Genomic DNA, 14101 nt, shown 5'->3' with positions numbered 1-14101 from the left:
GAAAACGCCATGATGGGGAAAGCGCGTCAGCAGAGCACCGGACAACACGGGGGTCGTCAGGTGTACGGAGAAGACGGGTGGTGCGGACGGTGCGGGAAGCGACCATGGCGGTGACCATCCCTTTCAGTGCCAGCGCGACGTACGACGGTGCGCCCGGCACGATCGGTGAGGCACGGGATTTCGCCGCCGATTTCCTGTTGCGGGCCCAGACCCTCTACGGAATCCCGGTGACGCCGAAGATCTCCGGCACGGTGAAGCTCGTGGTCAGCGAACTGGTCACCAACGCCGCGAAGTACGCCCCTGGCCCCTGTCTCCTCGACCTGTCGGTGGACCGGCACGGCCCGGACCGGGGCAGCCTCCAGATCACCGTGTGGGACACCGACACCAGCCTCCCGCAGCCCGGCACCCCCGACCCGGAACGGATCGGCGGCCACGGCCTGGAACTGGTGCTCGCGCTCTGCCACAAGTACGACATCCAGCGGCTTGCGGGCGGCAAGCGGGTGCGGGTGCACCTGGTCCTGGGGTAGGCGTAGAAGGTCCACTCCCTCACCCGGAGGTGTTTCTTCCATGCCGAACCCGCAGATCAAGGACGAGAAGACCTACCAGGCGCTGCGCCGCGAGGGCGCGGGCAAGGAGAAGGCCGCCCGCATCGCGAACAGCGCGGCCGCCACGTCCCGCAGGGCCGTCGGGCAGCGGGGCGGCAAGGCCGGACCGTACGAGGGCCGCTCCAAGGAGGACCTCTACGCGGAGGCCAGGAAGATCGGCATCGAGGGCCGCTCCCGCATGACGAAGGCCGAACTCATCAAGGCCCTGCGGAGCCGTTGACCGCACGGAGGCGACCGCCCGCACGAAGCCGACCCGTACATACGCACGTGTGCGGGGCGGGCCCGGACGACCGGGCCCGACCCGCACACGTCTGCCCGGACCCTCGCGCACCCTGGATGCGTGTTTCGCTGTATACCGGCACAAAGCCCCCCACTTTGCGCGGAGTAGGGTAATGGAAAGTTAAAGTTGATCAGTTTTGCCCGCGTATTCGAGCTTCCATGGAGGCCCTCATGGGAACCCGCCGCTCCACTCTCCCCGGCATAGGTACCCAGTACGACTTCACCACCGAAGGCGGGCGGCACCTCTCCGTCGTCGTCCACCACGACGGCCGCCGCTTCATCGGCTTCTACGACCAGGACGACCCGGACGCGTGCCAGCAGGCGATTCCGCTCTCCCAGGACGAGGCCACCGCGCTCGCGCACCTCCTCGACGCCGCCCCGATCGACGCGGTGCGCACCGACGGCATCGACCTCGTGACCGAGCACATCCAGGTGACGTCCAAGTCGCTGTACGGCGGGAAGGTGCTCGGCGACACCAAGGCCCGCTCCCGTACCGGCGCCTCGATCGTGGCCGTACTGCGCAGGACCAGCGCGCACCCGTCCCCCGAGCCCGGCTTCCGGCTCGCCATCGGGGACACCCTGGTGGCGGTCGGCACCCGCGAGGGCGTGGACGCGCTGGCCGAGATCATCGCGGGCACCGCCTCCGGCGCCACCGCCGACGAGGACTGAGGGCGTAGAGAACCGTGCACAACACCACCGCCCTCCTCATCGAACTCGGCGCCGTCATCCTCGCGCTGGGGATCATCGGGCGCCTCGCGGGCCGAATAGGCCTCTCCCCCATCCCCCTCTACCTCCTGGCCGGACTCGCCTTCGGCCACGGCGGGCTGATACCGCTCGACGCGAGCGAGGACTTCACCGCCGTGGGCGCCGAGATCGGCGTCATCCTGCTGCTGCTCCTGCTCGGCCTTGAGTACAGCGCCAGTGAGCTGGTCAGCAGTCTGAAGACGCAGTACCCGTCGGGAATCGTCGACTTCCTCCTCAACGCGGTGCCCGGCGCGGTCGCCGCCCTCATCCTCGGCTGGGGCCCGGTCGGCGCGGTCGCCCTCGCGGGCGTCACCTGGATCTCGTCGTCCGGCGTGATCGCCAAGGTCATGACCGACCTGGGACGCCTCGGCAACCGCGAGACCCCCGTCATCCTCGGCGTCCTCGTCATGGAGGACCTGGCGATGGCGGTCTACCTGCCGCTCCTCACCGCGATGCTCGCGGGCGTCGGCCTGGCGGGCGGCAGCGTCACGCTCCTCATCTCGCTCGGCACGGTCGGCCTGGTCCTGTACGCGGCGCTCCGGCACGGCCGCCTCATCAGCCGGGCGGTCTCCTCGGACAACCCGGAGATGCTGCTCCTGGTGGTCCTCGGCCTCACCGTCCTGGTCGCGGGGATCGCCCAGCAGCTCCAGGTCTCGGCGGCGGTCGGCGCGTTCCTGGTCGGCATCGCCCTGTCGGGCGAGGTCGCGGAGGGCGCGCACAAGCTGCTCGCCCCGCTCCGGGACCTCTTCGCCGCCGTCTTCTTCGTCTTCTTCGGCCTGTCGACGAACCCGGCGGACATCCCGCCCGTACTCCTCCCGGCGCTCCTCCTCGCGATCGTCACCACGCTCACCAAGATCGGTACGGGCTGGTACGCGGCCCGGCGCGCGGGGATCGGCCCGCGCGGACGGCTGCGGGCGGGCGGCACGCTGGTCGCACGCGGCGAGTTCTCGATCGTGATCGCGGGCCTCGCGGTGGCGACCGAACCCCGGATCGGGCCGATCGCGACGGCGTACGTACTGATCCTGGTCATCATCGGCCCACTGGCAGCCCGTTGGACGGAACCGCTGGTCACGAGGGCACAGGGCCGACGCAAGCGACCGGCCGCAGGTCCGCCGACGCTGGAGGACATGATCGCGGCGGAGTCGACGGGGTCGGCCGGGACGAATGGGTCGGTCGGATCGAATGGATCGACTGGGACGGCGGGTTCAGCCGGGTCGGCCGGGGCTGCCGGGTCCACCGGGTCGGCGACGCAGACGTCGCGGTCCTGACCGTACGGAGGGCGCGGTCCTGACGTACGGAGACCGCGGTCCTGACGTACGGAGGAGGCCCCCGGCCCTCCGGTCCCTCGATCAGACGCATTCTCACAACCGCCCGTGACACCGGGAATTCCTTGGAAATCCAAGGTCACAGAGCTGCCCGCCACCCGGCGGGCAGCTCTGTTTCCTCGCGCTGAGTGGCCGAAATATTGCGATAAGTCATCACCCTCCGGACGGTGGAGGTGAGCACTCCGCTCTCCTCCGCACCTCCGAAAGGACCCCCTTCATGCGCATGCCCCGGAAAGCCGGCCTTCTCGTCTCGACCGCAGTGTGCGGTGCCCTCGTACTGGGCACCGCGGGCCCGGCATTCTCGGCCGTAAGCAACCCGGCGGTGACCGCAGAGGCCGCCGCCCCGGTACCCGTCCCCGTACCCGGCGCGGATGCGCTCGCCGCACAGTCGAAGCTGCTGGGCGATGCCGGTGGCGTCCTCAAGCCGGTCACCGACCTGGTGAACGCCGTACTCAAGGCGCCGGACGGCAAGCTGCCCGCCGGCGAAGCGGACAAGCTCGGCAAGGCGGTCAAGGACGCGCTGGACGCGCTCACCAAGGTGGCCCCCGCGACCAAGGCCCACGCCGAGCCCGACCTGAAGACGCAGGCACTGGCGGACCTCCAGGCCAAGGTCGACGCGCTCCTGAAGGCGATCACGAGCGGCGACGTGGCGGCGATCGTCCCCGCAGTCCAGGGGGTCCTCACCGCCACCGTGAACGTCCTGGTCAGCATCGTGCTCGGCGGCGGCCTCCCGGCCCCGGACCTGAAGGGCCTCCCGAAGCTCCCGACGCTTCCGGGCGTGCCGCCGCTGCCGCCGGTGGCGGGCGTTCCCGCGGTGCCCGCGGTACCGGGTGTGCCGCCGCTGCCGGCAGTACCGGCGGTACCTGCGGCGCCCGCAGTGCCTGCCGTGCCCGCGGTGCCCGGCGTGGCTGCGGCACCGGCGGTGCCTGCGGTTCCTGCAGTGCCCGGCGTGCCCGCGGTACCGGGCCGCTAGGACCGACCGGCCCGGACAGCACCACAGCACCACAGCACCACAGCACCACAGCAGCACAGCTCCACGGCACCAACGACGAGGGCCCGCGCGGACGACCGCGCGGGCCTTCGCCGTTCCAGGGGACCGCCGGGGGCTCTTAGAGCGCCTTTAGCTCACTCCCTGTTAGGTTCTACACGTCTGTAGATTATGCAGTCACGCCCCCGACGTACACCCCTGACGTACGCCCCTGACGACGGAGACACTTCATGGCCCTGTGGGACCGCCTCAAGGAAACCGCCTCGACGATGCAGAGCCAGCTGGAGTCGAAGAAGAACGAGCTGAAGAGCGGCTCGTTCCGCGACGCGAGCATGGCCATGTGCGCACTGGTGGCGGCGGCCGACGGCACCATCGACCCCTCCGAGCGCCAGCGCGTGGCGACCCTGATCGCCACCAACGACGTCCTGAAGAACTTCCCCGCCGACGACCTCCAGCGCCGCTTCAACGACTACGTCGGCAAGCTGACGGCGGACTTCGCGTTCGGCAAGGTGAGCATCCTCCAGGAGATCGCCAAGGCGAAGAAGAAGCCGGCGGAAGCGCGCGCGGTCATCCAGATCGGCATCGTGATCGGCGGCGCGGACGGCGACTTCGACAAGACGGAGCAGGCGGTCGTACGGGAGGCGTGCTTCGCGCTGGACCTGCCGCCGCACGAGTTCGACCTGTAGCCGCTCCCCTCCTCCTGGAGGTACGCACACGGAGGCCGGGCCCCACGGGGGGACCCGGCCTCCTCCTGCCGCACCCACCTGTACGGCCTCAGCGCGGAGCGACCGCCTCCAGCTCCTCCACGTTCCCGGCCATGACCACCCGCACGTGCTCCGTCAGGTGCTCGACGGGCCAGTCCCACCAGGCGAGCGCCAGCAGCCGCTTGATCTCCTCGTCACCGAACCGCTTGCGGATCAGCCCGGCCGGATTCCCGCCGACGATCCCGTAGTCCGGCACGTCGGAGGTGACGACGGACCCGGCGGCGACGATCGCGCCGTTCCCGATGCGTACGCCGGGCATGACGGTCACGCCGTACCCGATCCAGACGTCGTGGCCGACGACGGTGTCACCGCGCACCGGCAGGTCCATCAGCAGGTCGACATGCGGCCCCCAGGCACCGCCGAGCGACGGGAACGGGAAGGTGGACGGGCCGTCCATCCGGTGGTTGGCACCGTTCATGATGAACCGCACGCCGGTGGCCAGCGCACAGAACTTCCCGATGCGCAGCCGCTCGGGCCCGTAGTGATAGAGCACGTTCCGTGTCTCGAAGCCGGTCGCGTCGACCGGGTCGTCGTAGTACGAGTACTCCCCGACCTCGATGAGCGGCGACGTCACCAACGGCTTGAGCAGCACGACACGCGGCTGGCCCGGCATGGGATGGAGCGTCCCGGGATCGGTGGGCAGAAGCGCTTCGGCGGGGGAGGTCGGGGGGTGGGAATCAGTCACGGGGTGGCTCCTTGCTCAAGGTCGTACGGGTCAAGAACGTTCGGTATCACGGCAGTTCGGCACGGCAGTTCGGCATCAGGGCAGTTCAGCATCAAGGCAGTTCGACATCAGGGCAGTTCGGATCACATCAGTTCGGATCACGGCAGTTCGGGTCGGCGCCGAGACACCTTCCGGGGTACGGGGAGACCTCACGCGGCGCCAGGTGCCACAGCCGCCCCGGCGAGCGCCGCCACGCCCTCTCCCGGCGCGGCATAACAATGCACGCCGACGAGCTCCCCCGCACCCCAGTTCTGCTCACCCGATCCGAGCCGCCGCCACCCGATCCGCTCGTAGAACGCGACGGCGTCGGTGTCGTCGGCCACGACATCCAGGACCGGCCACACCCCCAGCTCCCGAGCGGCCCGCACCAGTTCGCGCATCAGCGCCCGCCCGGCACCGGCTCCCCGCGCCTCGGGCGAGACGAACAGCCGCCCCACGACCACGGCCTCCTCCTCGCCGCCCCAGAGCCCGGGGGCGACATCGCCGTCCCCCGCCCGCGCCAGCGCGACGTGCCCCAGCACGCGACCGTCCGCCGCCACCCGGGCCACCCAGGCCCCGAGCTCCCCCTCCAGTACGAGCCAACTCGCCGCGTCCACCGGCCAGTTGCGCGGGTACCCGCTCGCTTCATGCACCGCACGCAGCGCCCGTACGCACGCACCGAGATCGGCGTCCGCCCGCCCCCGCACCACCACATCAGCCATACCGGCCGCACCAGCACTCATCCGCCCATGGAATCACCCGTACCGCACACCTCAGAGAGCCACCCCGTGCTCCCGCAGCCACGGAAGCGGGTTGATGCCCGAGCCCAACTGCGGTGTCACCCGCACCTCGAAGTGCAGATGCGGCCCGGACACATTGCCCGTACGCCCGCTGAGCCCGATCGTCTCCCCGGCCGCCACCCGCTGCCCGGTCCGCACCCCGAACACCGACAGGTGCGCGTACTGCGTGAAGTAGCCGTTGGCGTGCCGCAGGATCACCTGGTTCCCGAAGCCGTCCCCGCACCCGATGAAGTGGACGGTGCCGTCCCCCACGGCCCGCACGGGCTCCCCGTCGAACACGGCGAAGTCCTGCCCGGTGTGCCGGTGCCTCCACCGTCCGCCCGAATCGGCGAACCCAGACGACATCGGTGCGGGATCAACGGGCTTGACCCACTTCGGCGTTCCGGCCCGGTCACTCGGCTTCCGGGGCCGCGACCCGAGCGGCTCCACGTCCGCCCCGCTCCCGCACGCGGGCCCGGGAGCCCCGCCGGCCGGCGCCCACCCGCCACCCGCCTTCCCCGCCCTGGCCGCAGCAGCCGCCGCGAACGCCGTCCGCCGGGCCGCCTCCGCCGCCCGCAACCGCTCCTGCGCCTCCTTCAGCTTCCCCTCGATCCGGTCCCGGGCCGCCGACTGCCGGGCGAACTCGCCCTTCAGCGCCCCGAGCACCCGCGCCGACTCCGCCCGGTCCCGCGCGAGCCGCGCCCGGGACTCCCGTACGCGCGTCAACAGCGATGCGGTCGCGTGCCCACCGCGCCGGGCCAGCGACACGCGTTCCATCATCTGCTCGGGCGATTCGGCACTCACCAACAGCAGGGTGTACCCGAGCCCGCCCCCGCTCCCCCGGTACTGACCGCGCGCGAACTCCCCCATCACCTCCCGGAGTTGAGCGAGCCGAGCCGCCTCGGCCGCCTCCGCGGCCCGCAACCGCCCGACCTTCTCCCGCCCCCGGGCCACGGCCTTCCGCGCCACCTCGTGCGCCTGCACGGCCGCGGCCGCCTCCCGGTACAGCCGCTCCACCTCGACCGCCTCGGAACCGGGCCCGGCGCCGTACCCGGTCCCGCTCGCCCCCACCACGAGACAGCCCGCAACCGCCACCGACACCGCATACCTGCGTGTGAATCCGACTCGTCGCATTGAACGACTTTGACCACCCGACACCCGATCGGCCCCGCACCGGCCCGGGAAACGCGCGTGAGGGTCACTCCGGTGCAGCAATGGAGGCGGGGGCGGTACGGTCGCGAAAGCGTCCGCACCGCGAGAGCCCATGCCCCCCACCGAGAGCAGGTTCCGTCCATGGCATGCCGCATCAGTGAGCTCGTGCTCGAATGCCGCGACCCCGAGGCGCTGGCGCGGTTCTGGTGCGAGGTGCTGGACTTCGTCGAGCTCGACCGCGACGAGGGCGCCATCGAGATCGGACCGCGCGAAGGGTTCGGCGGCCCGCAGCCGACGATCGTCCTCAGCCCCAACGACGAGCCGAAGAAGGCGCAGCTACGGCTGCACATCGACGTCAGCCCCACCGACCGCGACCAGGAAGCCGAGCTCGCACGCCTCCTGGCCGCCGGGGCCGTGCCCGCCGACGTCGGCCAGACCGGCGAGGAGCCCTGGCACGTGCTCGCCGACCCCGAAGGCAACGAGTTCTGCCTGCTGAGGCGCCGCATCGAACCGGCCTGACGGACGGCCCTGGTCGAGCGAAAGTCCCCGGTCAGCGGGCCGGCGGACCGGCGGACCGGAAATACGTTGCCCGGATCACGGAGCGGTTGCTACCTTCACGCCGACGCGAGAGGCGCGTGATCAGCGGGACGGGGAGGTTGATGAACATGGCTGCCGTCGGCCCTCTTCAGCATGGCCTCGTCCGGCCCGCGCGCTAGCAGAACAGAGCAGAGCGTGGCCCGGGTCGTTTCCCACACCCAGGAGCAACACGTGACTTCCTCTCCCTCCTCTTCGCCCACCCACGCCGACGTGCTCACCGAGCGTCTGACTCTCCGGCCCTGGACCACGAGCGAGGCCACCGCGGTCCTCGACGGCACCAGGTCCGCGCGCTGGGCGGACGATTTCCCCGCCGAGGGCGACCGCGTGATCGCGGGCCTCTTCACCCAGTTCCCCGCCTGGCTCGGCGAGTACGGCCACCGTCTGATCATCGAGCGCGAGAGCGGCTCGGTGGTGGGCTCGATCGGTCTGTTCTGGCCGCCCAGCGAGGGCGTCCTCGAAATCGGATACGGCATCGTGGCCTCCCGCCGAGGCCGGGGCTACGCCCCCGAGGCCACCCGGGCCCTGGCTGAGTTCGCCCTCGCCGCGTCGGACGTCCACACCGTGTTCGCCAACGTGGAACTGTCGAACCCGCCCTCGGTCCGAGTGCTGGAGAAGGCCGGCTTCCACCGCTGGAGCACCGAGGAGAAGACGGCCCGGTTCAGGTTCACGAGCCCGGACCACGCACAGAGCTGATCCCACGGGCTGCGCGCGTGCACTCGGTTCGGGGATCGCCCTCAGACCAACGTCGAGATGCAGAACGGGTGGCCCGCCGGGTCCAGCAGGACCCGCCACCGGTCCGGGTCCGGCTGGGAGTCGGGCAGGGTGGCTCCCAGGGCGAGCAGCCGGGTCTGGGCGGTGTCCAAGTCGTCGACGCCCAGGTCGATGTGGGCCTGCTTCTCCTGGGCGGGGTCCGGCCAGGTGGGGCGGCGGTAGTCGGCCAGCCGGTTGAAGCCCAGGCCTGCCGTGCCCTCCTGGCCGAGCAGGACGAAGTCGTCGGTGGAGAAGGCGACGGGCAGGCCGAGTATCTCGCCGTAGAAACGGGCCAGTTCAGCCGGGTCCTGGCAGTCGAAGGTGACGGCCGAGTAGCGGAACGCGGGGGCGGAGACGTTTTCCTGAGTCATGGGGAGGACGCTACGGCGGGACCAGGACGGATTCGGTCCTGGTCATGCCCTGGTCATGCCCTGGTCATGCCCTGGTCATGCCCTGGGTCATGGCTGGGCCATGTCTGAGCCATATGGAAAACTTCCGCGCGTGATCAGCGCATCCGCCCGCCTGCTGAAGCTGCTCTCCCTGCTGGTCGACCGGCCCCTGTGGACCTGCGCCGAGCTCGCCGAACGCATGGCGGTCACCGACCGCACGGTGCGGCGGGACGTCGCCAAGCTCCGTGAACTCGGCTACGCCGTCGAGTCCGAGCCCGGACCGTGGGGCGGTTATCGACTCCGGGCCGGATCCCGGGTGCCGCCGCTGATCCTCGATGACGAAGAAGCACTCGCCGTCGCCGTCGGGCTGCGCGAGGCCGCGCTGAGCGGCACGCTCGGCGGCGACCAGGCCGCCCTGTCCGCGCTGCTGAAACTGCGGCAGGTGCTGCCTCGGCGGATCGCGGACCGGCTGGGTGAGATGGACGCCGCCTTCGTGCACACCCCCAGGCCCGACGAGCCTCAGATCACGCCCGGCATGCTGCTGGAGCTGGCCGCCGCGTGCCGCCGGGGCGAGCGCGCCCGTCTGTCGTACCGCGACTGGGAGGGGAGGGCCACTCTCCGGGACGTCGACCCGTACCGTCTCGTCCACACCGAACGCCGGTGGTACTTCGTCGCCCGGGACGTGGCGCGGGACCAGTGGCGGACCTTCCGGGCCGACCGCGTCGACCGGCTGCAGCCGACCGGGCTCCCGGTGGAACTCGTCGACCCGCCCGACCCTGCGCAGCTCGTGTCGCGCTCCGTCGCCACCGGGCCCTATCCGCTCTCCGCGACGGTCCGCCTGCCCCTGTCCATGGAGCAGGCGCTGCGGCTGATCCCCTCGACGGTCGGTTCGCACCGGTCCGAAGGCCCCGACGTCACGATCGTCGACGTCGGCGGCCCCGACGCGGACGGGCTCGCCCGATACCTCCTCGGCCTGGCCACACCCCTGCGGGTCCTGGCACCGGAGGCCGTACGGCAGGCCCTGTTGCGCCGTACCCGGGAGCTCTTCGAAAGCAACGGCCGGAACGCCTGACCGGCCCGAGCCGCGTCCGGAGCGATCAGCCGGTCAGCCGGTCAGCCAGTCAACCGGTCAGCAGACCTGGCCGTGGGCCGCCGCCGTCGCCCTGAGCAGGCTCCGCAGCAGATCGAAGTCGACGCGTTCCGGGTTGCGGAAGCGCAGGCAGCCCTTGCCCATGTCGTGGCCGGCCAGCTGCTCGGCGAACGCCTCGCGGACGTCGGTGCGCAGCAGGTAGAAGGAGATGTACTGCTTCTGGCTGGCGAACGCGATCTCGCCCACGCCGTCCCGCTCGTACGCGGGCATTCCGTACGCCATGACCTCCTCGAACCCCACCAGTTCCTCCCGGCACAACCGTCGGAGCCCGGTCAGGACCTCCCTGCGCTCATCGGGCACCTCGGCCAGGTATCCGTCCACGTCCCGCGCGCTGCTCTGCACCATTCCACGAGGGTATGGGGAGTGGGAGGGGGTACGAGGGACGCGCGTGCGTCGCAGTTCGGCGTCCGAATGCCGCCGGTGCGCGGTGTCCCGTCTCGTCATGCTGGCGGCATGACGAACCCGGAAGTTTCCTCACCGACGGACTCGATGTCCGTCCTCACCGGCATGTACGCGGCCGAGGCGGACTACCTCTCGGCCGGAGGCCCCGGAAAGGCCTCGTTCCAACTGCTCGCTCCCTTCTTCTCGCCCGACGTGGTGCTGCACCAGGCCGCTTCTCTGCCGTACGGCGGAACCTGGCGCGGGCACGAGGGCCTGGAGCGGTTCTTCCTCGCGATGAGCCGCACCTGGGAGTCGTTCGACTTCGCGGACCGGCAGTTCCTCGCCACCGGCGACACGGCGGTGGTCCTCTTCCAGGTACGGGCCAGGGCTCGGGCCACCGGCCGTGAGCTCGCGTTTCCGCTGCTGCAGACGAGCAGGGTCGTGGACGGGCGGATCACCGAGGTCCACCCGTTCTACTGGGACACCGGGGCCATCGCCGGCGCGTGCCAGACCAGCGTGTAGCGCCAGAACAGGCGGCGGCGCAGCCGGGCGCCCGGCAGGACCCGGCGGGCGCCCCGGGAGATCTCCGCGAAACTCATGCCCGCCGGGCGTACGGGGGCCGTCATCGCCGCAGGTCGCCCCACCTTGCGGCCCTTGTTCTTGAGGACGGCCATCGCGACGTTCGCGGGCACGGCGGCCGTGCCGATGAGGCGGTCCACCCGCGACTCCGTACGCGCGACGCCCACGACGATCAGCGTTCCGCCGGGGGCGAGTTGCTGCCGGAAGCGGGCGAGGGCCTCGGCGAAGGGCAGGTGGTGCAGGACGGCGACACAGGTGATGACGTCGTACGGGCCCGGCGGCATGCCGTCTCCCATCGCGTCCCCGGTGGTGAACGTCAGCGGGGCGCCCGCGCGCGTGAGCCCCCGCGCGCGGGCGACCATCGCCGGGTCGGCGTCGACCCCCACCACCGAGCCACCTGAACCACCGGCGCCACCACCACCAGCACCACCGGCACCCGTGGCCCGTGCGGCCAGCCTGCGGGCCAGGTCGCCGCTGCCCGAGCCGACGTCCAGGGCCCGGTCGAAGCGCTCGGGGAGCTGGCGCAGGATCCACCGGTGGTAGTGGGCGTTGTGGTCCCACGGCCGGGCGGCGTGGAAGCGGTCCAGGGCTCGGAGGAGGCGGGGCGGCAGGGTGGTGGTCTTCGGCGTCATGACCGTGCACCGTACAGAGCGATCATCGCTCGATTCGACGCACGGTCCGCGCTCAAGTCCGTTCACCGGAGGCTGAGTTCCCTGGGCTGCCGGATTCCCTACTGCCCCGCGAGCCGCTCCCGTACCCGTACCGCCGCCGCCTTCAGCAGTTCCGCGATCCGGGGGTCCTGGAGGTCTTCCGGGGCGGTGAGCTTGATGTGCCGGGCCTTCTTGCCCGTGCCCTCCAGCAGGGCGCCCGCCGCGTGCGTGGCGGCCAGCTCCGCGCCCTCGCCGAACATCAGGTTCACGTGCCGGGTATGCAGGACGAGTCCCGCCACCAGTCCCTTGTACGTACCGGGTACGAAGGTGAAGGCCAGGAGGCGGGCCGACACGTCCAGTTCCTCGGTGGCGTCGGGGATCGCGGCGCGCGCCGCCTGCCGCGCCTGCCGGGCGACCCCGGCCACCTCTTCCGAGGCCGCTTCCACCAGTGACTCCCAGCCTTCCGGCCCTTGTCGTGTCATGGGCAAGAGCCTAGGTCCCGCGCGGCCCGATCCGCCGGAAGGACCCCCCGCGGCCGACGACTGCCCCGTTCGTCAAGTCCGCTTGAAGGGGGCCGGGGATTGCGTGCACTCTGGGATGCAGTGAAGGAGACGCCGTTCGGAAGAGTGCGGCATCACACATCGGGTGGCCCGCGCATCGACGCGGCGTTCGGAGTGATGGGGCATGTACGTGTACAGGTCCGGTGAACTGACAGCGCTGATCGACTCGTTGAATCCCGATGGGCCCGGGCCTTCGCCCGGGTGGGCCGCGCGCTGTGCCGAACTGCTTGAGCTGGACGGACTATCCGTCTCCACACAGGGAAACTCGTCCGAACTGATCTGGTACAGCAGCGAGTTGAGCGCACGACTGGACGATCTTCAATTCACCCTGGGGGAAGGGCCGAGCACCGTGGCCACCAGGGACGGAGCGCTGTGCCTGGTCGGCGATCTGCGGCACGCGCCGCACCACCACTGGCCGGCCTTCGTCCCCGGCGCCACCGAACTCGGCGTGCAGTCCGTGTTCGCCTTCCCGCTGCGGCTCGGCGCCATCCGGGTCGGGTCCATGACCGGGCACCGGCAGGAAGCCAGGGGGATGGCGGAGGAGGCCGTCGACGCCGCACTGATGATCTGTGACGCGCTCACGGTGTTCCTGCTGTCCGCCATGCGTCCGCACGGCGGCGAGGCCGCGCCCGCACCCGTCCAGGGCGAACGACCCGGCGGACTGCACCGGGCCGTCGTGCACCAGGCGACCGGGATGCTCAGTGTCGATCTTGGCGTGGAACTCACAACCGCCCTTGACCGATTGCGCGCTTATGCATTCGCACACAACAGGCCTATCGTCTCCGTCTCCCGCGACATCGTCGCCCGCAGACTCAGGCTGCCCGACGACCGGCCGCAGCCGCGCGGAGGCCGGGGCGGGGGCTGATCAGGCCGAACGGCCGGGACAAATCAAACGGGGGAGCTCGAAGCACGTGTACACCGTGGGCAATTGTGGCAACCGAGGAAGCCGAAAATGAGCCGGGAACATGAACTGACGCTCGCCGACGCCTTCGTCGAGTTGGCGGACACACTCGTCGAGGAGTTCGACGTCATCGATTTTCTTCAGCAACTGTCCGTGCGCTGCTGCCAGTTACTCGACGTCACCGCCGCCGCGGTACTGCTCGCCCCGGAGGGCGAACCACTGCGGCCCGTCGCACCCTGCGACCCGGGGGACGAACTCGCCGAACTCCTCGACATCGCCGCCGACGAGGGGCCCGCCCTCGACTGCCATCTCGGGGCGGCCCCGCCCCCGCCCGGCGACTTGACGCGCGTCGACCTCACCCGGACACCGCACGACCGGTGGTCCGTCTTCGTGCCGCTCGCCCGGCGGGCCGGGTACACCTGGGCGAGCGCGCTGCCGCTGCGGCTGCGCGGGGAGCGGCTGGGCAGCCTGCTGCTGTTCCGTACCGACCCGGGGCCGCTCACCTCCCCCGACGTACGGATCGGGCAGGCGCTCGCCGACGCCGCCGCCATCGGACTCGTGCACGAGCAGACCCTGCGCGCGCACCGGGCCACCGGCATCCAGCTGCGCACCGCCCTGCACAGCCGCATCCTCATCGAGCAGGCCAAGGGGGTCCTCGCCGCCCGGCTGGGGGTCGGGGTCGACGAGGCGTTCGCGGTGCTGCGCAAGCATGCGCGCAGCCACAGCCGACGGCTGACGGCGGTGGCGCGCGAGGTCGTCGACGAGGGGCTGGTCCCGGTGGCACCGGGGCGGTGAGCCAGGAGAA

Annotated in this window: 19 protein-coding genes; 12 read left to right on the top strand and 7 right to left on the bottom strand. The window is 71.1% G+C overall.

Translation table 11 applies throughout. The features are described from left to right. The first annotated feature begins 104 nt into the window (after nt 1–104). The 6 genes from ACH4SP_RS14395 to ACH4SP_RS14370 all read left to right on the top strand — a co-directional run bounded on the left by ACH4SP_RS14395 (nt 105) and on the right by ACH4SP_RS14370 (nt 4627). Nucleotides 105–527, top strand: a complete 423-nt coding sequence (locus ACH4SP_RS14395; protein WP_398414397.1) for an ATP-binding protein — start codon at nt 105–107, stop codon at nt 525–527. Between the two features lie 40 nt (nt 528–567). Then, entirely contained in the window at nt 568–825 is a 258-nt protein-coding gene (locus ACH4SP_RS14390) for a Rho termination factor N-terminal domain-containing protein (RefSeq protein ID WP_398414395.1), read from the top strand. A 230-nt stretch (nt 826–1055) separates the two neighbouring features. Next, the gene (locus ACH4SP_RS14385) at nt 1056–1553 is read left to right on the top strand and encodes a cation:proton antiporter regulatory subunit (protein WP_398414393.1); all 498 of its coding nucleotides are present in this window, start codon (nt 1056–1058) and stop codon (nt 1551–1553) included. Nucleotides 1554–1567: 14 nt separating this feature from the next. Further along, entirely contained in the window at nt 1568–2896 is a 1329-nt protein-coding gene (locus ACH4SP_RS14380; RefSeq protein WP_398414391.1) for a cation:proton antiporter, read from the top strand. 274 nt (nt 2897–3170) lie between these two features. Next, on the top strand, nt 3171–3926 hold the full coding sequence (locus ACH4SP_RS14375; protein ID WP_398414389.1) for a hypothetical protein: 756 nt from the start codon (nt 3171–3173) through the stop codon (nt 3924–3926). A 245-nt stretch (nt 3927–4171) separates the two neighbouring features. Beyond that, complete coding sequence (locus tag ACH4SP_RS14370) at nt 4172–4627, top strand: tellurite resistance TerB family protein (RefSeq protein ID WP_398414386.1); 456 nt, start codon at nt 4172–4174, stop codon at nt 4625–4627. Between the two features lie 88 nt (nt 4628–4715). Here the strand turns inward: ACH4SP_RS14370 and ACH4SP_RS14365 are convergent, their stop codons facing one another. The 3 genes from ACH4SP_RS14365 to ACH4SP_RS14355 form a co-directional block, all read right to left on the bottom strand. After that, nucleotides 4716–5318 carry a CatB-related O-acetyltransferase gene (locus ACH4SP_RS14365; RefSeq protein ID WP_398415080.1) on the bottom strand — a complete coding sequence of 201 codons (603 nt, stop codon included), beginning with the start codon at nt 5316–5318 and terminating at the stop codon, nt 4716–4718. 260 nt (nt 5319–5578) lie between these two features. Next, the gene (locus tag ACH4SP_RS14360) at nt 5579–6151 is read right to left on the bottom strand and encodes a GNAT family N-acetyltransferase (protein ID WP_398414384.1); all 573 of its coding nucleotides are present in this window, start codon (nt 6149–6151) and stop codon (nt 5579–5581) included. A gap of 30 nt (nt 6152–6181) precedes the next feature. Continuing rightward, nucleotides 6182–7321: a M23 family metallopeptidase gene (locus ACH4SP_RS14355; RefSeq protein ID WP_398414382.1), complete on the bottom strand. Its 1140-nt coding sequence runs from the start codon at nt 7319–7321 to the stop codon at nt 6182–6184. 159 nt (nt 7322–7480) lie between these two features. Between ACH4SP_RS14355 and ACH4SP_RS14350 the strand changes: the two genes are divergently transcribed. Then, nucleotides 7481–7858 carry a VOC family protein gene (locus tag ACH4SP_RS14350; protein ID WP_398414380.1) on the top strand — a complete coding sequence of 126 codons (378 nt, stop codon included), beginning with the start codon at nt 7481–7483 and terminating at the stop codon, nt 7856–7858. Nucleotides 7859–8107: 249 nt separating this feature from the next. Beyond that, nucleotides 8108–8629 (top strand): GNAT family N-acetyltransferase, encoded by a 522-nt coding sequence (locus ACH4SP_RS14345; protein WP_398414377.1) that lies wholly within the window; start codon nt 8108–8110, stop codon nt 8627–8629. A gap of 41 nt (nt 8630–8670) precedes the next feature. Here the strand turns inward: ACH4SP_RS14345 and ACH4SP_RS14340 are convergent, their stop codons facing one another. Beyond that, nucleotides 8671–9057, bottom strand: coding sequence for a VOC family protein (locus ACH4SP_RS14340; RefSeq protein ID WP_398414375.1), 387 nt, complete (start codon nt 9055–9057; stop codon nt 8671–8673). A 130-nt stretch (nt 9058–9187) separates the two neighbouring features. Between ACH4SP_RS14340 and ACH4SP_RS14335 the strand changes: the two genes are divergently transcribed. Beyond that, the gene (locus ACH4SP_RS14335) at nt 9188–10147 is read left to right on the top strand and encodes a helix-turn-helix transcriptional regulator (protein WP_398414373.1); all 960 of its coding nucleotides are present in this window, start codon (nt 9188–9190) and stop codon (nt 10145–10147) included. Between the two features lie 57 nt (nt 10148–10204). Here ACH4SP_RS14335 and ACH4SP_RS14330 read toward each other — a convergent pair whose 3' ends face one another. Next, entirely contained in the window at nt 10205–10570 is a 366-nt protein-coding gene (locus tag ACH4SP_RS14330) for an iron chaperone (protein WP_398414371.1), read from the bottom strand. Nucleotides 10571–10678: 108 nt separating this feature from the next. Here ACH4SP_RS14330 and ACH4SP_RS14325 point away from each other — a divergent pair, with 108 nt between their 5' ends. Continuing rightward, nucleotides 10679–11128 carry a nuclear transport factor 2 family protein gene (locus ACH4SP_RS14325; protein ID WP_398414369.1) on the top strand — a complete coding sequence of 150 codons (450 nt, stop codon included), beginning with the start codon at nt 10679–10681 and terminating at the stop codon, nt 11126–11128. On the opposite strand, the gene ACH4SP_RS14320 is transcribed toward ACH4SP_RS14325, so the two are convergent. Together ACH4SP_RS14320 and ACH4SP_RS14315 are read right to left on the bottom strand one after the other, a co-directional pair. Further along, nucleotides 11080–11817, bottom strand: coding sequence for a class I SAM-dependent methyltransferase (locus ACH4SP_RS14320; RefSeq protein ID WP_398414367.1), 738 nt, complete (start codon nt 11815–11817; stop codon nt 11080–11082). The genes ACH4SP_RS14325 and ACH4SP_RS14320 overlap by 49 nt on opposite strands. Nucleotides 11818–11915: 98 nt before the next feature. Beyond that, entirely contained in the window at nt 11916–12317 is a 402-nt protein-coding gene (locus ACH4SP_RS14315; RefSeq protein ID WP_398414365.1) for a DUF1801 domain-containing protein, read from the bottom strand. A gap of 373 nt (nt 12318–12690) precedes the next feature. Here ACH4SP_RS14315 and ACH4SP_RS14310 point away from each other — a divergent pair, with 373 nt between their 5' ends. Next, nucleotides 12691–13260: an ANTAR domain-containing protein gene (locus tag ACH4SP_RS14310; RefSeq protein ID WP_398414363.1), complete on the top strand. Its 570-nt coding sequence runs from the start codon at nt 12691–12693 to the stop codon at nt 13258–13260. 87 nt (nt 13261–13347) lie between these two features. Continuing rightward, the gene (locus tag ACH4SP_RS14305; protein ID WP_398414361.1) at nt 13348–14091 is read left to right on the top strand and encodes an ANTAR domain-containing protein; all 744 of its coding nucleotides are present in this window, start codon (nt 13348–13350) and stop codon (nt 14089–14091) included. Nucleotides 14092–14101 lie beyond the last annotated feature (10 nt).

It is taken from the genome of Streptomyces sp. NPDC021093, assembly GCF_044333135.1.
GTDB lineage: Bacteria > Actinomycetota > Actinomycetes > Streptomycetales > Streptomycetaceae > Streptomyces.
The sequence above is the reverse complement of the archived record's forward strand: the minus strand, read 5'-3'. Positions and strand labels throughout refer to the sequence as shown.

Excerpts from the sequence above, each read along its gene's own strand:
- ACH4SP_RS14350 (WP_398414380.1), top strand. The coding sequence starts at position 7,481 with ATGGCATGCCGCATCAGTGAGCTCGTGCTCGAATGCCGCGACCCCGAG.
- ACH4SP_RS14340 (WP_398414375.1), bottom strand. The coding sequence starts at position 9,057 with ATGACTCAGGAAAACGTCTCCGCCCCCGCGTTCCGCTACTCGGCCGTC.
- ACH4SP_RS14355 (WP_398414382.1), bottom strand. The coding sequence starts at position 7,321 with ATGCGACGAGTCGGATTCACACGCAGGTATGCGGTGTCGGTGGCGGTT.
- ACH4SP_RS14315 (WP_398414365.1), bottom strand. The coding sequence starts at position 12,317 with ATGACACGACAAGGGCCGGAAGGCTGGGAGTCACTGGTGGAAGCGGCC.
- ACH4SP_RS14320 (WP_398414367.1), bottom strand. The coding sequence starts at position 11,817 with ATGACGCCGAAGACCACCACCCTGCCGCCCCGCCTCCTCCGAGCCCTG.
- ACH4SP_RS14395 (WP_398414397.1), top strand. The coding sequence starts at position 105 with ATGGCGGTGACCATCCCTTTCAGTGCCAGCGCGACGTACGACGGTGCG.
- ACH4SP_RS14385 (WP_398414393.1), top strand. The coding sequence starts at position 1,056 with ATGGGAACCCGCCGCTCCACTCTCCCCGGCATAGGTACCCAGTACGAC.
- ACH4SP_RS14305 (WP_398414361.1), top strand. The coding sequence starts at position 13,348 with ATGAGCCGGGAACATGAACTGACGCTCGCCGACGCCTTCGTCGAGTTG.
- ACH4SP_RS14365 (WP_398415080.1), bottom strand. The coding sequence starts at position 5,318 with ATGCCGGGCCAGCCGCGTGTCGTGCTGCTCAAGCCGTTGGTGACGTCG.
- ACH4SP_RS14325 (WP_398414369.1), top strand. The coding sequence starts at position 10,679 with ATGACGAACCCGGAAGTTTCCTCACCGACGGACTCGATGTCCGTCCTC.
- ACH4SP_RS14370 (WP_398414386.1), top strand. The coding sequence starts at position 4,172 with ATGGCCCTGTGGGACCGCCTCAAGGAAACCGCCTCGACGATGCAGAGC.
- ACH4SP_RS14390 (WP_398414395.1), top strand. The coding sequence starts at position 568 with ATGCCGAACCCGCAGATCAAGGACGAGAAGACCTACCAGGCGCTGCGC.
- ACH4SP_RS14330 (WP_398414371.1), bottom strand. The coding sequence starts at position 10,570 with ATGGTGCAGAGCAGCGCGCGGGACGTGGACGGATACCTGGCCGAGGTG.
- ACH4SP_RS14360 (WP_398414384.1), bottom strand. The coding sequence starts at position 6,151 with ATGAGTGCTGGTGCGGCCGGTATGGCTGATGTGGTGGTGCGGGGGCGG.
- ACH4SP_RS14375 (WP_398414389.1), top strand. The coding sequence starts at position 3,171 with ATGCGCATGCCCCGGAAAGCCGGCCTTCTCGTCTCGACCGCAGTGTGC.